This window comes from Microbacterium flavum, from assembly GCF_018717645.1.
GTDB classification, from domain to species: domain Bacteria; phylum Actinomycetota; class Actinomycetes; order Actinomycetales; family Microbacteriaceae; genus Microbacterium; species Microbacterium flavum.
Window position 1 is genome coordinate 36373 of sequence record NZ_JAFLHG010000016.1, and the last position, 14245, is coordinate 50617.

Annotated in this window: 13 protein-coding genes, 1 tRNA gene, 1 other RNA gene and 1 pseudogene; 9 read left to right on the forward strand and 7 right to left on the reverse strand. The window is 72.3% G+C overall.

Going from position 1 to position 14245, the window contains the following annotated elements:
• Positions 1 to 27 precede the first annotated feature (27 nt).
• On the reverse strand, positions 28 to 1053 hold the full coding sequence (locus J0P97_RS14425; RefSeq protein WP_215488490.1) for a lactonase family protein: 1026 nt from the start codon (positions 1051 to 1053) through the stop codon (positions 28 to 30).
• Positions 1054 to 1093: 40 nt separating this feature from the next.
• Between J0P97_RS14425 and J0P97_RS14430 the strand changes: the two genes are divergently transcribed.
• The 4 genes from J0P97_RS14430 to J0P97_RS14445 are packed head-to-tail and all read left to right on the forward strand — an operon-like array spanning position 1094 to position 4020.
• Positions 1094 to 1744, forward strand: coding sequence for an NAD(P)H-binding protein (locus J0P97_RS14430; RefSeq protein ID WP_215488491.1), 651 nt, complete (start codon positions 1094 to 1096; stop codon positions 1742 to 1744).
• Positions 1745 to 1746: 2 nt separating this feature from the next.
• Positions 1747 to 2304, forward strand: coding sequence for an NYN domain-containing protein (locus J0P97_RS14435; RefSeq protein WP_215488492.1), 558 nt, complete (start codon positions 1747 to 1749; stop codon positions 2302 to 2304).
• 10 nt (positions 2305 to 2314) lie between these two features.
• Entirely contained in the window at positions 2315 to 3193 is an 879-nt protein-coding gene (locus J0P97_RS14440; RefSeq protein WP_215488493.1) for a hypothetical protein, read from the forward strand.
• Positions 3190 to 4020: an SDR family NAD(P)-dependent oxidoreductase gene (locus J0P97_RS14445; RefSeq protein WP_215488494.1), complete on the forward strand. Its 831-nt coding sequence runs from the start codon at positions 3190 to 3192 to the stop codon at positions 4018 to 4020. Before J0P97_RS14440 ends, J0P97_RS14445 begins: the two co-directional genes overlap by 4 nt.
• Here the strand turns inward: J0P97_RS14445 and J0P97_RS14450 are convergent.
• The 3 genes from J0P97_RS14450 to J0P97_RS14460 form a co-directional block, all read right to left on the reverse strand.
• Positions 4010 to 4381: a nuclear transport factor 2 family protein gene (locus J0P97_RS14450; protein ID WP_215488495.1), complete on the reverse strand. Its 372-nt coding sequence runs from the start codon at positions 4379 to 4381 to the stop codon at positions 4010 to 4012. The genes J0P97_RS14445 and J0P97_RS14450 overlap by 11 nt on opposite strands.
• On the reverse strand, positions 4378 to 5361 hold the full coding sequence (locus J0P97_RS14455) for an ATP-grasp domain-containing protein (protein WP_215488496.1): 984 nt from the start codon (positions 5359 to 5361) through the stop codon (positions 4378 to 4380). Before J0P97_RS14455 ends, J0P97_RS14450 begins: the two co-directional genes overlap by 4 nt.
• A gap of 84 nt (positions 5362 to 5445) precedes the next feature.
• Positions 5446 to 6225 (reverse strand): siderophore-interacting protein, encoded by a 780-nt coding sequence (locus J0P97_RS14460; RefSeq protein WP_308163583.1) that lies wholly within the window; start codon positions 6223 to 6225, stop codon positions 5446 to 5448.
• A gap of 60 nt (positions 6226 to 6285) precedes the next feature.
• Between J0P97_RS14460 and J0P97_RS14465 the strand changes: the two genes are divergently transcribed.
• From J0P97_RS14465 to J0P97_RS14480, 4 genes and pseudogenes are all read left to right on the forward strand, one after another.
• Complete coding sequence (locus J0P97_RS14465) at positions 6286 to 6972, forward strand: NUDIX hydrolase (RefSeq protein ID WP_215488497.1); 687 nt, start codon at positions 6286 to 6288, stop codon at positions 6970 to 6972.
• Between the two features lie 91 nt (positions 6973 to 7063).
• A tRNA-Ser gene (locus J0P97_RS14470) sits at positions 7064 to 7155 on the forward strand.
• Between the two features lie 92 nt (positions 7156 to 7247).
• Positions 7248 to 7757: pseudogene (locus J0P97_RS14475) on the forward strand (HNH endonuclease signature motif containing protein); the annotation flags it as partial.
• Positions 7758 to 7983: 226 nt separating this feature from the next.
• Complete coding sequence (locus tag J0P97_RS14480) at positions 7984 to 9465, forward strand: dicarboxylate/amino acid:cation symporter (RefSeq protein ID WP_215488498.1); 1482 nt, start codon at positions 7984 to 7986, stop codon at positions 9463 to 9465.
• A 52-nt stretch (positions 9466 to 9517) separates the two neighbouring features.
• On the opposite strand, the gene J0P97_RS14485 is transcribed toward J0P97_RS14480, so the two are convergent.
• Genes J0P97_RS14485 through J0P97_RS14495 form a run of 3 tightly spaced genes read right to left on the reverse strand, consistent with a single transcriptional unit; the run spans position 9518 to position 14034 of the window.
• The gene (locus J0P97_RS14485) at positions 9518 to 11815 is read right to left on the reverse strand and encodes a transglutaminaseTgpA domain-containing protein (RefSeq protein ID WP_282837276.1); all 2298 of its coding nucleotides are present in this window, start codon (positions 11813 to 11815) and stop codon (positions 9518 to 9520) included.
• Positions 11802 to 13046 (reverse strand): DUF58 domain-containing protein, encoded by a 1245-nt coding sequence (locus J0P97_RS14490; RefSeq protein WP_215488499.1) that lies wholly within the window; start codon positions 13044 to 13046, stop codon positions 11802 to 11804. Before J0P97_RS14490 ends, J0P97_RS14485 begins: the two co-directional genes overlap by 14 nt.
• Positions 13047 to 13053: 7 nt before the next feature.
• Positions 13054 to 14034: an AAA family ATPase gene (locus J0P97_RS14495; protein ID WP_215488500.1), complete on the reverse strand. Its 981-nt coding sequence runs from the start codon at positions 14032 to 14034 to the stop codon at positions 13054 to 13056.
• Positions 14035 to 14140: 106 nt separating this feature from the next.
• Between J0P97_RS14495 and ffs the strand changes: the two genes are divergently transcribed.
• Positions 14141 to 14237: signal recognition particle sRNA small type (ffs, locus tag J0P97_RS14500), an RNA gene on the forward strand.
• Positions 14238 to 14245: the final 8 nt, after the last annotated feature.

Below are 14245 nucleotides of genomic sequence, written 5' to 3' on the forward strand. Positions count from 1 at the left end.
AACTCTCCCGCTGAGACGCGGCGCCCGTCAGACGAAGCGCACCCAGTTCGCGCCGCGGCCGGTCTCGACGCGCTCGATCAGGTCGAGGCGGTCGCCGGAGATCGCGAAGAGCGAGACCGTCGTGGACTTCTCGCCCGCCGCGATGAGGAAGCGGCCGTCGGCGCTGACCGCGAAGCCGCGCGGCTGCGTCTCGGTCGCGACGAAGGCCTCGGCATCCGACACCTCGCCGGTCGTGGACACGGCCAGCGCGGCGAGGGTCGACGTGGTGCGCTCGGATGCCCAGAGACGGTCACCGGCCAGATGGAGGTCCGCACCCCAGATGAAGTGGTGGGCGAGCGGATCCTCCCCGAAGATGCTCGGGCCGAGGCCGGCCTCCGGATCGACGGCGAGGGCCGAGCCGACGAACTCGAGCGATCCCGCCTCGAGGTCGCGACGGTAGTGCAGCACCTGGCCCGAGAACTCGGTCAGCACATACACGGAGGTTCGCGCGTCGTCGATCACCAGGTGGCGCGGACCGCTTCCGGCGGGCGCGGCGACCGTCGGCGGATCGAGCGGGGTCAGCGTGAGGTCGTCGCCGATCGAGTACTGCGCGATGAGATCGGCGCCGAGGGAGACGAGGTAGGCGAACCTGCCGTCCGGTGACGGGAGCACCGAGTGCAGGTTCGGGTACGCGACGCGCGAGACGGGCTCGGCCACGGCCCCGTCCGCGACGCGGCAGCTGATGCCGTACCCTCCGCCGTAGCTGACGCCGAGCAGCCCGTCGCCCCCGGGCGTGAGGGCCAGGTAGTTCATCCCGCCATCGGGGAGGTCGAGCCGGGAGAGCGGGGCGAGGATGCCGGTGCCCCGGTCGAGCGCAAGGGTGACGATGCCGGCAGGTTCGCCCTTCACACCCGCGTAGACGAGATCCTGCGCCGCGTCCACGGCGAAGGTGGAGCAGCCGGTGAGTCCTTCGGTGACGGCGAGGCGCTCGAGGGTCGCGCCGTCGAAGCGGAAGGACGAGATCGAGCCGTCGCCGGCGTTGGCCACGAGGACGAGGGAGGTCTGGTCGGTCACCTCTCCAGCGTAGGCTCGGGGGCGACGGAAGGAGCCACCCATGGCCCGCATCCTGCTCATCGGCGGACACGGCAAGATCGCCCTGCTGCTCGAACCGCTGCTCGCTGCGGCCGGGCACCACGTCACCGCGGTGATCCGCTCCGAGGCGCAGTCCGGCGATGTCGAGGCCGCCGGTGCGACGCCGCTCGTCCTCGACATCGAGAGCCTCGACCTCGACCAGCTCACGAATGTCGTCGCAGGCAACGACGTCGTCATCTGGTCAGCCGGTGCCGGAGGCGGCGACGAGGCGCGCACGTACGCCGTCGACCGGGATACCGCCATCCGCTCGATGGACGCCGCTGCTCTGGCCGGGGTCTCCCGGTATCTGATGGTCTCCTACTTCGGCGCGGGGCCGGACCACGGGGTCGACCCTGCCGACTCCTTCTACGCGTACGCCGAGGCGAAGTCCGCGGCCGACGCGCACCTGCGCGCGAGCAGCCTGGACGCGACGATCCTCGCCCCGTCCGCGCTCACGCTGGACGAGCCGACCGGCCGGATCGACGTCGCCGCCGAGGAATCCACGTCGGTGTCCCGCGCGGATGTGGCGGCCGTCGTGGCTGCCGCCGTCGCGGATCCGTCGACGATCGGGCGCACGATCCGCTTCAACTCCGGCTCGACGCCGATCGCGGACGCCGTCCGCGCGGACGGCTGACCGTGGCCGGCACGGAGCCCACGACCTGGGTCCTCGTCGACGGGGAGAACATCGACGCGACGCTCGGGGGATCGATCCTCGGTCGTCGGCCGCATCCGGAAGAGCGCCCGCGCTGGGATCGCGTCCTCGCGTACCTCGCCGGCCGGTGGAATCAGCAGGCGCGGGGGCTCTTCTTCCTGAACGCCTCCACGAACCTGCCGATGCCGTTCATCCAGGCGCTCCTCGCCCTCGGCTACCAGCCCGTCCCCCTCTCGGGCGACGCGGACGAGAAGGTCGTCGACATCGCGATCCAGCGGACGCTCCAGGCGCTCCGCGAGCGCGCGGGCGACGTGGTGCTCGTGAGCCACGACGGCGACTTCGTCGAAGACGTCGGCGCGCTCCTGGACGGCCGCCGGATCGGCGTCATGGGGTTCGCGGAGTTCCGCAACGCCGCGTTCGGCGAGCTCCCCGGAGTCGAGTTCTTCGACCTCGAGTACGACGTGGATGCCTTCGACGCCCAGCTGCCACGGGTGCGGATCATCCCGATCGACGAGTTCGACCCCGACCGCTTCCTGCGCTGAGCGGGCCGGCATGCGTGCGGACGAGTCCACGTCGCTGCAGCGGACCTACCGGTACCTGCGGATCGCGATCGCCGGGTCGGTCGTGGTCGTGTTCGTCGCGATCGCCACGACGCTTCCGCGCGTGGGCCTGCTGCCCTCGATCAGCCACTACTCCTACACCCCCGCGAACACGGTCTTCGTCGGCGCCCTCATCGCCGTCGCCGTGGCGCTGTTCGCCCTCTCCGGCCGCGGCGCGGAGCGGGTGCTGCTGGATGCCGCCGCCATCGTCGTGCCGCTCATCGCGATCGTGCCGACGAGGATCTCGCCCGGCTCCGTGCCGGGCCAGGACGCGCCGTGCCCGGGCGGGGCGGGGTCCTGCGTCCCGGCGGGATACGACGCGGCGGTGGACAGCGGCATCCTGACGTATCTGGTCGTGGGCGTCGCCGTGCTCGCCCTCGCGATCGCGCTCGTCCTCGCCGGCGAGGTCGATCGGCGGGCCGCCACGATCTCGATCGTGATCGCCGTCCCCGTGCTCCTCGTCGTCGCGCTGACCTGGGGCTTCGCGCGGGCGGTGTTCCTCGACGGGGCGCATCTGGTCGCGGCGGTGCTGTTCTTCTCGTTGATCGCCGCGGTCGCGGTGCGGGCCGCCGTGGCGCCGGACGGGCCGGGCGCACCGCGTGCGCTGGGCCGCGCGTACATCGGGATCGCCGTCCTGCTGGGCGTCGTCGTCCTCGGGATGCCGCTGTACGGCCCCATGCATGTCGGACCGGTCTACGGTGTCTTCGTGGGCGAGGCGCTCGCGCTCGTGCTGTTCGCCGTGTTCTGGATCCTCCAGTCGGTGCAGTACTGGCGCTCGGATGACCCGGCGATCATCGCCCCGCGACGGGCGGAAGCGGAGGAGGAGCGATGACCAGGACGATCGTGATCACGGGGGCGAGCGACGGGATCGGGGCGGCCGCCGCGCGACAGCTGCACGCGGCGGGCGAGACGGTCGTCGTCGTCGGCCGGAACTCCGACAAGACCCGCGCGGTCGCGGACAGCATCGGCGCCCCCTGGCATCTCGCGGACTTCTCCGACCTCGCCGAGGTCCGCGCGCTCGCAGACGTCCTGCGGGAGCGCTACCCGCGGATCGACGTGCTCGCGAACAACGCCGGGGGGATCTTCGGCGATCGCGCGGTCACCGGCGACGGGTTCGAGCTCACCTTCCAGGTGAACCATCTCGCCGGCTTCCTTCTGACGAACCTCCTCCGCGACCGCCTCATCGAGAGCCGGGCCTCGGTGATCCAGACCTCCAGCGTCGCGGCTCGCGCCTTCTCCCGCTTCGACATCGACGACCTCCAGGCCGAGCGCCGCTACTCGCCGAGCACCGCCTACGGGAATGCCAAGCTCGCCAACATCCTGTTCACCAAGGAGCTCGCCCGCCGGTTCGGCGACCAGGGCGTGTCCGCCGTCGGGTTCCACCCCGGTGCGATCGCCAGCGGATTCGCGGGCGCGTCGAACGGGCTCTGGCATTGGATGTACACGAATCCGCTCGCGAGCCGCCTGCTGACCTCCACCGAGGTCGGCGGCTCGCGACTCGGATGGCTCGCCCTCGGCACGCCCGGCATCGATTGGCGATCAGGCGGCTACTACGCCCAGAACCGTCCCGCGCGCAGCACGCGCCTCGCGGACGACCCGATCCTCGCGCGGAGGCTGTGGGAGCAGAGTGCGGCGATGGTCGGACTGCCTACGAGCTGACCGAGACCTCGGTCTCTTCGGGGACCTTCAGATACCACTCGACGAACCGCTCCGCACGCCCGTCGTCGGCCAGGTGCACCTCCCAGAGGTTCACGTACGACGCATAGCCGGGGTAGTCGACGGTGCCGCGGACGATCCCGATCCGCGCGTCCTCGACGAGCACCGCGAGGTCGGCGACCGCCTCGGTCCGCTCGGGTTCCTGCCACGCCGTGATGATGGCGTCGATGCCGCGCACCGGATCGCGCTCGTAGGGGTGGAAGAAGTACTCCGCGTCATCGGTGAAGATCGCGCGCACGTCGGAGGCATCCTTCGTCCGCCAGGCGCGCAGATAGCCGTCCAGCCAGTCGCTCGTTCTCGTCATGATCCCGGTATAGCGGTGCCCACCGACACGGGCCGGTCCGGATCGTCGCCGGCGGCGCGCAGGATCGCCTCGGCGACGACGGCGATCGCCTCGGGTGCGACGTGGAGGTTCAGGGACGGCTCGATCAGCTCTACCTCCAGGACGCACGGTCCGAACGCCGTGGAGGTGACGACGTCGACGCGCGCGTACAGCGGCGCCGAGCCGTCCGTCAGGGCTCGGACAGCCCGGAGGGCGTCCTGCGCGAGCGCGTGCTCGGCCGGGGTCGCGTCGACGACGACCGGGTTCTCGACGTACACGCCGCCCCGCAGTCCGCCGCCCTCCGCGAGCAGCGCGCCCTTCGCGATGGCGTGCGTGAAGACGCCGTCAACGAGGTACAGCGCCCTCTCGTGACCGTCCGTCAGCTCGCCGATCTCCGGCTGGATCATCGCCACGCCTCCGGCCTCGACGATCCGCGTCGCCAGAGCGAGGGCACGGGGGTCGGATGCCGCGAACAGACCCGTATCGCGGGCCGCGGCCGAGACGGCCGGCTTCACGACGACGCGTGCACCCGATCCGGTGCCGCGGTCCGTGGCCTGACCGTCGCCGGTGTCGTGCGTCGCGAGCGCGGTGGCCGCGGCATCCGCCGACGCGGCGTAGACGGTCGGGACCACCCGGACGCCCGCACCCTCCAGTTCCGCGAGGTAGCGCTTGTCGAGGTTCCAGCGCACGGTCTCCGGCGCGTTGAGGACGCGCGTCGCGCTGCCGGCGCGGTCGAGCCAGGTGCGGAACTCGTCGAGCCGGTCGGGATAGTCCCAGGGGGAGCGCAGGATGAGGAGGTCGAACGCGGCGAGGTCGATCCGCTCGTCGTGCCAGACGACGGCTGCCGCCTCCGCGCCCCGCTGCCGGAGCGCATGGAGAAGCAGGGGTGTGTCGGGATCGGGGTCGTCGGGGGCGTAGGCATCGGTCACGACGATGCCGATGCGGGGCGCGCGAGCTGTCACGAGCGCCAGCGTAGCGACCCGGTCAGACGCCCCCGCCGACATCCCGAAGCGGAGGCCGGAGCCGGCGGCCGGCTGCGCGGGGTGTCAGAGGATCTGGCCGATGGGCTCGCGCTTCTCGGCCTGGAAGCGGTCCTCCGTGCGTCCGCGCGCCCAGTACCCCGAGAGCGAGACGTGCGCCCGGTCGAGCCCCCGCTCGTCGAAGAGCACACGCCGGACCGCCTTCATCGACTCCCGCTCGCCGTGCGCGAAGACCTGGACGGTCCCGGCCGGCCAGTCGAGCTGGCGGAGCACGGTCGCGAGCGCATCGACCTCGTGGGCGGGGTCGACGATCCACTCGACGTCGACGCCGTTCGGCGCCTCCGGGAGCGGAACGATCGCCCGGTCGTCGTCGACCTGCACGATCGCTCGGCCCCTGGCATCCGGGGGCAGAGCCTCGAGCGCGGCGGCGATCGCGGGGAGCGCCGACAGGTCGCCCACCAGGAGGTGCGCGTCGGCCCCGGTGTCGGGGGAGTAGCCGCCGCCGGGTCCCATGAGGCTGAGGCGGTCACCGGGGCGCGCTCCTGCGGCCCAGGGGCCGGCCAGCCCCTCGTCGCCGTGGACGACGAAGTCGATCGCGAGGGTTCCCGCCGCGGCGTCGACCCGACGCACGGTGTACGTGCGGGTCACCGGCAGGGATTCGGGCTCGCGCGTGGTGAAGCGGAGCTTGACGTACTTGTCCGTCTCGGGGCGGTCCTCGAACTGCGCGAAGCCGGGGCCTCCGAAGATGACGCGCACGAGGTGGGGGGACAGCCGCTCGGTGGCGACCACCTCCAGCTCGATCGTCGGTCGGGGGGCGCGTGCGGAGGTGCGGGAGGAGATGGCCACTCCTCCACGGTAGCCGCCGCGGACGGTGCCGGGCGCGCCCGGGCGGCATAGCCTGAAGGGGTGACCGATCCCTCCCTCGCCACGGCGCAGGCCCAGCTGCGCGCCCTCGTGGGCGGCGACCTGAGCTGGCCCCTGCCGCGGGAGCCGCAGGGCCCGGATGCGCCGGTCCGGGCGGCGGCCGTTCTCATCCTCTTCGGAGTGCTGGACGGTCTGCCGAGCGAACGGGTCGCTCAGGATGCCGCCGTCTCGCGTGACCTCGATGTCCTGCTGCTCGCGCGGGCGACGACCCTGCGCGCTCACCCGGGCCAGGTCGCGTTCCCCGGCGGGCGGGTCGACCCGGACGATGACGGGGCGGTCGCCGCGGCGCTGCGGGAAGCGCGCGAGGAGACCGGGATCGACACCGCCGGGGTGGAGGTTCTCGGCACGCTGCCGGCGGCCCCGCTGGAGTTCTCCGGGCACCTCGTGACACCCGTCCTCGGATGGTGGCGTCAGCCGTCGCCCGTGCGGGTCGTCGACGAGGCGGAGTCCTCCGCCGTCTTCCGCACGCCCGTCGCAGAGCTCCTCGACCCCGTGCGCCGGGGCGTGACGGTCGTCCGACGCGGCGGACGGGAGTGGCGGGGGCCGGCGTTCGAGGTCGATCACCACCTGGTGTGGGGGTTCACCGCACTCCTGCTGGACGCGCTGTTCGACCGGCTGGGCTGGACGGAGCCGTGGGATCGCGGGCGGGAGATCGACCTGCCGCTGTGATCGGGGTGCCCGCGCGGTGTCCGCCCCGGGCGCGCCCGTCGGTCGTGGCCGCTCGCAGGAGCGGTGCGCGCGGGCTGGTAGGATCGTCGACGGAAGTGTGTCCGAGCGGCCTAAGGAGCATGGCTGGAATCCATGTAGGCGGGGTAACTCGCCTCGCAGGTTCAAATCCTGTCACTTCCGCCACAGATGAGCCTCACCCCTCCGGGTGGGGCTCATCGTCGTTGCGCCAGACGAGCCACACGGCGCGCTCGGCGGCGCCGGGGGCGGCCATAGGCGGCGGCATCCGCGCTCACGTGCTGGTCATCGTCCCCGCGCTCACCCTGCTCGGCGCCGACGACGGCCCCGCCGACCTCGTCGGCCGTTCGCCGATCGACGCCGACACGGCGCGGGCTCTCGCGGGCGACGCGCACATGTGAGCTCGGGTGCTGACGGAGCCCGTCGAGGGCACGGTGCTCGCCGTCGACCGGTATCGCGCGCCCTGGCCGCAGCGCCGGTACCTGCGGGCCCGCGACCAGCACTGCCGCTTCCCCGGATGCCGGCGGGCCGCGATCCGGTGCGAGATCGACCACACGATCGATGCTGCGCGGGGCGGGCCGACGGCGCTCGGCAACCTCGCGCACCTGTGCCGGCGGCACCACAGCATGAAGCAGTTCACCCGCTGGCGGGTCCGGCAGCTCGCGCGCGGAGCACTGGAATGGACCCCGCCCACCGGCCGCGTCTCCCGCGAGGACGCGCCCGCTCCACCCGTGCACTTCCTCCCCGAGGTGTCCCGGCCTCCGTTCTGACAGGGCCCGCCCGCCTGCGGGCACGCCGCCTCCCCGCGCGCACGCCGCCCGCCGGCTTCCGCCACGGTGATCGATCGGATCGGGAATGCGACGGCGGGGTGCCCCGTTGTCATCCGGCGTCACGTCGGCGCCCGGCATCCGCCCGCCGACGTAGCGTCGAAAGGACGGTCGCACCCCCCGCGACCGTCGTACCGCACCGGCACCCGCCGTTCCAGGAGACAGATCCATGAGTTCCACACCCACGCCCGCACCCGGAGCGCCCACGGCGGCGTCGCCCGCGAACGTGAAGAAGGACCGGCCCAAGAAGCCGTTCTATCGCTCGTTCGGCTTCCAGATCACGATCGCCCTCATCGCCGGCATTCTGCTCGGCATCCTCGCCCTGAACCTTGGGCCGGACGGCGAAGGAAACCCCAACGGCCTCACGGCGACGCTCTCGACCATCGGCAACGCGTACGTGACGCTCTTGAAGGTCGCGGTCATCCCGCTGATCTTCCTCGCGATCGTCGCAAGCATCACGCAGCTGCGGAACGTCACGAACGCCGCACGCCTCGCGGGTCAGACGCTTCTGTGGTTCGGCATCACGGCGCTCATCGCCGTGACGATCGGCATCGTCCTCGGCGTGACGATCCAGCCGGGCAATCGCGTCGCCCACGACCAGCTCACGACCGCCGACCCCTACGCGGTCGGCACCTGGTGGAACTTCCTCAAGGGGATCATCCCGCAGAACTTCCTCGGCCTGAGCGTCTCGACCTCGGTGGATGCCACGACCGGCGCCGCGACCTCATCCGTCGGCTTCAACGTCCTGCAGGTGATCGTCATCTCGATCGCGGTCGGCGTCGCCGCGCTGAAGCTGGGCAGGCGCGCCGAGCCGTTCGTCGTCTTCACGCAGTCGACCCTGAAGATCGTGCAGCGTGTGCTCTGGTGGATCATCCGCATCGCCCCGATCGGCACCCTCGGTCTCATCGCGTCGGCGGTCGTCCAGTACGGCACCGACAAGCTGCTGACGCTCGTCTGGTTCGTCGTCGCGGTCTACGCGGGCCTGGTCCTCGTGCTCTTCGTCGTCTACCCGATCCTGGTGCGCTCGCACGGCCTGTCGATCCGGCAGTACTTCTCCGGCGTGTGGCCGGCCGTGCAGCTCGGCTTCGTGTCGCGCTCCTCGATCGGGACCCTGCCCCTCACCCAGCGGGTCACCGAGCGCAATCTCGGTGTGCCGCGCGAGTACGCCTCGTTCGCCGTTCCGCTGGGCGCGACCACCAAGATGGACGGCTGCGCCGCGATCTACCCCGCGATCGCCGCGATCTTCGTCGCGCAGTTCTTCGGCGTCCCGCTCGACTTCGTGTCGTACCTCCTCATCGCCCTCGTCTCGGTCGTCGGCTCCGCCGCGACGGCGGGAACGACCGGCGCGACGGTCATGCTGACCCTCACCCTGTCGACGCTCGGCCTCCCGCTCGAGGGCGTCGGGCTGCTCCTCGCGATCGACCCCATCCTCGACATGGGCCGCACGGCGGTCAACGTCGCCGGGCAGGCCCTCGTCCCGACGATCGTGGCGAAGCGCGAAGGCATCCTCGACCGCGAGCTGTACGACGCCCCGCGCGACGGCGAGCCGTTCTCGGACGATTCCGACGATGAGACGGATGCCGAGGACGTGGCCGCTCCCTCAGATGCTGTGGATGACGGCATCCGGACGGAGTCGACCGTCCGGGCCTGATCGACCGACCCGCCGCGAGGCCTTGCCTCCGACGCCCTGGTCCGAGCCCCGCTCAGGCCAGGGCGTCGCGGTCTGCGAAGGCCGACCCCGGGCGGATGACGAGGGACCGCGGCAGCAGGTTCGCCCGCAGCCGCTCGAACGAGCTGTGCGAGGCGAGGAGCCCCGCGCGGGCCGCGTCGGCGTGCGCGATATGCGGCGACGCCGACGCCGCACGCGGCCGGTCGCCGCCGCCCGGATCCGCTCCCGCTGGAGCGTAGCTCGCCCGCTCGATCGCGCGGACGAGCGCGGCGACATCCTCCTGCGGGGCACCCGCCGAGACGAGACGCGCTCCGAACGCCCGCGGCGACTGCGCGCCGGGCACGGCGAGACCCAGGTCGATCGCGCTCTCCTGCACGAGTGCCCATGCCGCCCCGATGGTGCCGCGCCGACGCAGGATGCCGCGCCGTGCGGCTCCGGTGAGGGCCGGCGCCGCACCGATCGCCAGGGCGATGAGCAGGATCGTGAGTGCCGGACGCAGGTCGGGCGCGGAGTCCGACCCGCCGGCGGTGGCGCCGGTGGCCTCGTCGCGGAGCTCGTCGGGGCGAGCACCGGCCGAAGCGGTCGAGGTCGGGGTCGGGGCGGGCGCGGTCTCCTCCGCTCCGGCACCCCCCGACGGGGAGGCGTCGCTGACGAAGCGCGTCGCCGTGCCGAGACTCTTCGTCGGCTCGAAGGGCACCCATCCGATCCCCTCGAAGTACACCTCCGGCCACGCGTGCAGCTGGCCGGTGGTCACCTGCGCGACGCGCTGACCGTCGACGGTATCTCCCGTGTAGGCGCCGGGAAGGAACCCCACGACGATCCGCGAGGGCATCCCGAGCGACCGCGCCATCAGCGCGAACGACCCGGCGTAATGGATGCAGTACCCCTCCTTCTTCTCGAGGAAGGACGCGACGGCGGCGACGCCGGTGTCGTCGAATCCGTCGTCGACGGGAGCGGTGAGCGAATACGTGAAATCGGGGCCGCGGAACCAGCTCTGCAGCGCCTCCAGCCGGTCGTAGTCGGTCGCCGCCCCCGCAGTGACCTCGCGCGCGGTGCTGCCGATGATCGCGGGGGTGTCCGCGGGCAGTGAGTAGACGTCGACCTGGTCCTCGGTGACCCGCGCCGCGCTCGCGCGGATCTGCTCGAGGGTCGGCTGCGGAGCGTTCGAGACGACGTCGTAGCTCTGGCCCTGAGCCGAGATCTGCGGGCTCAGGATGGTGCGGCTGTACGGCACCGACCGCCAGGAGCCCTCGAGACCCTCGATCCCGACCGCGGGGTAGGGGATCGGGAGATACGCCGACGACAGCTGCGTGACGTCGACATGCGTGCGGGACTCCGTCAACGCCACGCCATCCGACACGACCACCGGTTCCAGCGGAGCGTCGGCGAGGGAGACCGAGCGCGTGCGATCGGGCATCCACACCGCCCCGTCGAAGATCGACAGCGTCGTCACCCGGAGGTTCGGCAGCTGCGCGGCGTCGCTGCGCATCGTCAGCACCGGGGTGTCGCCGGGCTGGCGCAGGTCCGCGCCGAGGTCGAGCGAAGGGTCGATGCGTGCCGAGACACCCGCCCCGACACCGCCGACGGTCGGCGCCGGAAGAGCGGGCGCGATCACGAGAGCGCCGACGATCGCGACGGCGCCGATCACGGTCGCGACGGCCGCGACTCCGCTCGAGCGCGCCGCCATCACGGGAGCCTCGCGGGTGCGGTTCTCGGCGCGGATCAGCGCGAGGATCGCGATGGCGAGGACGATGAAGGCTCCGACATCGACCGGCGCCGGTACGACGATGGAGGGGATCAGCCAGACGATGACGAGCGCGATGGCGGCCAGCAGCGGCATCCGCGCCGTCATCACGACGTGGTCGAGTCCGACGGTGAGGAGGCCGAGCGCCGCGACGAGCACGAACGACATCGCGGGGGTGGCCGCGATCGGCGCGAAGCCGACGGCGATCTCATCGCTCGCCGCCCGGATCGCCGCGGATGCCTGGGTGACGACCTCTCCGGTCGGGATGAAGCCCCAGAGCGCCGCGTCCGAGAAGAACGCGCCGGTGACGGCCAGCACCCACAGGGCGAGCTCCGCGGCGGTCACCCCGATCGCCGGCAGCCCGCGCCGACGCAGCCCGAACGCCGCGGCGAGGATCAGGGCGGACAGCACCGCACCGCCCGGGATCCACGAGCCCTTGTCGATGACGCGCAGGAGCGGCGGGAGGGTCGCGAGCAGCGACAGCCAAAGCATGAGGGTGAGGCGCAGCTCGCCGCGCGGGCGCCGCGCGCGGTCGGTCTCCCGAGCCCACATGCGTCCCCGAGCGGCCGCGCTCTCAGGAGAAGACACGATGCGCCCCCCGCTGCACGGCGTCCGCCCAGGCGCCCTCCAGCTCGTCTTCGGTCGCGATCCGCCCGACGCGCCAGCCGGAGGCAGCCGCCTCGGCGAGCGCCCCGGGCGTCGGCGTCACGGCGAGGAGCACCGGCAGCGAGCTGTGGTGCGCGAGCGGTGCGAGCGCGGCTGCGTCCGGAGGGGTGAGCACGCCGCCGATCACGACGAGCGGTCCCACCGTCTCGCCGCTCAGGACCGCGGCGAGGGTCTCCGGCATCCCGTCGCGCCGCGCCGTGATCGGAGCGAGATCGATCGCGAGACGCTCGATCCCCGCGGCGTCGCCGCCGTCGATCGGATCGGAGAGGGCCGCGCCGTCGAAGTCGACGACCCGCACGAGGTAGCCCTCCTGGACGAGCCGCGCGGCGATCGACACGCACGCGCAGACCGCCGTCTCGAATCCGCGGTCGCCGCCCGGTGCGCGCGTGGCCTCCACGTTCCACCGTCCGGACGCGCGGTCGAGCACCACGATCGCGGTGGGCGTGCTCTCCTGCTCCTCCTGGCGCACCATGAGCTGGTCGCGGTGCGCGCTCGCACGCCAGTGGATGCGGCGCATCGAATCACCCGGCGCGTAGTGCCGCGGGACGAGGTTGTCCGACCCCTGGCCGATCTGGTCGGTCGTCGCGTGCATCGTCCCGCCGACGTCGCCCGCCTGATCCGCGAGCGGCGCGAGGGTCAGGACGGCGGGGGTGACGGTCAGCGGCAGGGGGCGGCCGATCGCGTGACGCCGCCGCGCGAACCCGAAGGGGTCGGTCGAGCTCACCGAGATCGGGCCGATGTTGCGGATGCCGCGCCGCTGCGGCGTGACCGAGTAGTGCAGGTCGACGCCGCGCTGCCCCGTCCTCATCCCCGATCCGGTCTGGGGGAACACCCCCTCGGGGACCCCCGTCACGCCGTCGGGCAGACGGTCGCGCCAGCGCCCCTGGGCGGTGGGGAGGGGTGAGCGGATCTCGACGCGCAGGTGGACGTCGAGATCCCGACCGACCGTCCCGACGTCCGGGTCGAAGAACCGCTCGACGCGCTCGGTGCGTCGCACGAGATACAGCGTCGCGACGCTGCCGGCCACGGCCACCGTCAGCAGAGCGCTGATGTACAGCAGCTCCGTGATCTGAAAGGCGTGCGCTGCGACGAACGCCGTGAAGGCGAGGACGGCGGCGCCGGTTCCCCGGGCGGTCAGCGGGAAGCGAGACACGGTGTCCTCAGCGGGTGGCGAGCGGCACGCGCACCGACCCCACGATGGCGCGCAGCGACGTGGAGACGGTGTCGGCGCCTCCGCGCCCTCGGGCCGTCGCGGCGCCGCGGACGGCGATCAGGCGGTGAGCGAAGACGGGTTCGACGAGCGTCGCGACATCGTCGGGGATCACGAATTCGCGCCCGTCCAGGGCCGCCCACACCTTCGCCGCGCGGATCAGCTGCAGGGTCGCGCGGGGGCTCGCTCCGAGCCGCAGGTCGGGGTGCTCCCGGGTCGCGCGCGAGAGGGCGACCGTGTACTCCTCGACGGCGGGGGAGACGTGCACCTGTCGCGCCCACGCGATCAGCGCGCGGACACCCGCCGCGTCGAGGACGGGAGACACGGAATCGAGGGGGTTCACCGTGTCGCGCTGGCGGAGCATGAGGGCCTCGCTCGCGGCATCCGGGTAGCCCATCGAGACCCGCATCATGAAGCGATCGCGCTGCGCCTCGGGGAGGGCGTAGGTGCCCTCCATCTCCAGCGGGTTCTGCGTCGCGACGACGAGGAACGGGTGCTCGAGCAGGCGCGACTGCCCGTCCACGGTGACCTGACGCTCTTCCATCGCCTCGAGCAGCGCGGACTGGGTCTTGGGGGAGGAGCGGTTGATCTCGTCCGCGATGACGATCTGCGCGAAGATCGCGCCCGGCTTGAATTCGAACTCCCGCTCGACCGGGTTGTAGACGCTGACGCCTGTGACATCGCCGGGGAGGAGGTCCGGCGTGAACTGGATGCGGCGGACGCTGGCGTCCACCGACGCCGCCAGGGCGCGCGCCAGCATCGTCTTGCCGACGCCGGGAACGTCCTCGATCAGGAGATGGCCCTCTGCGAGAAGGCAGACGAGCGCCGCGCGCACGGCGGCCGGCTTGCCGTCGATGACGCGGGAGACGGATGCCACGACAGCGTCGGTGGCGCGCGCGAACTCGTCGGAGGTGATCGGGGCGGGGGTCATGGGCGGCCTGCCTCCCGGGGTTCGGGTCGAAGCGTCATCGCGGACGCACGTGGGTCGATGCTAACCCGGGGCGGCACGGGGGAGGCCCGACGTCGGGTAAACTCCAAGAAGCTCTCCGCGAGGCGGCACCCAGGCCAACTCCCCCAGGACGGAAACGTAGCAAGGGTAACCAGGCTCTGCCGGGTTCGCGGAGAGTCTTATTCTTCCCCGG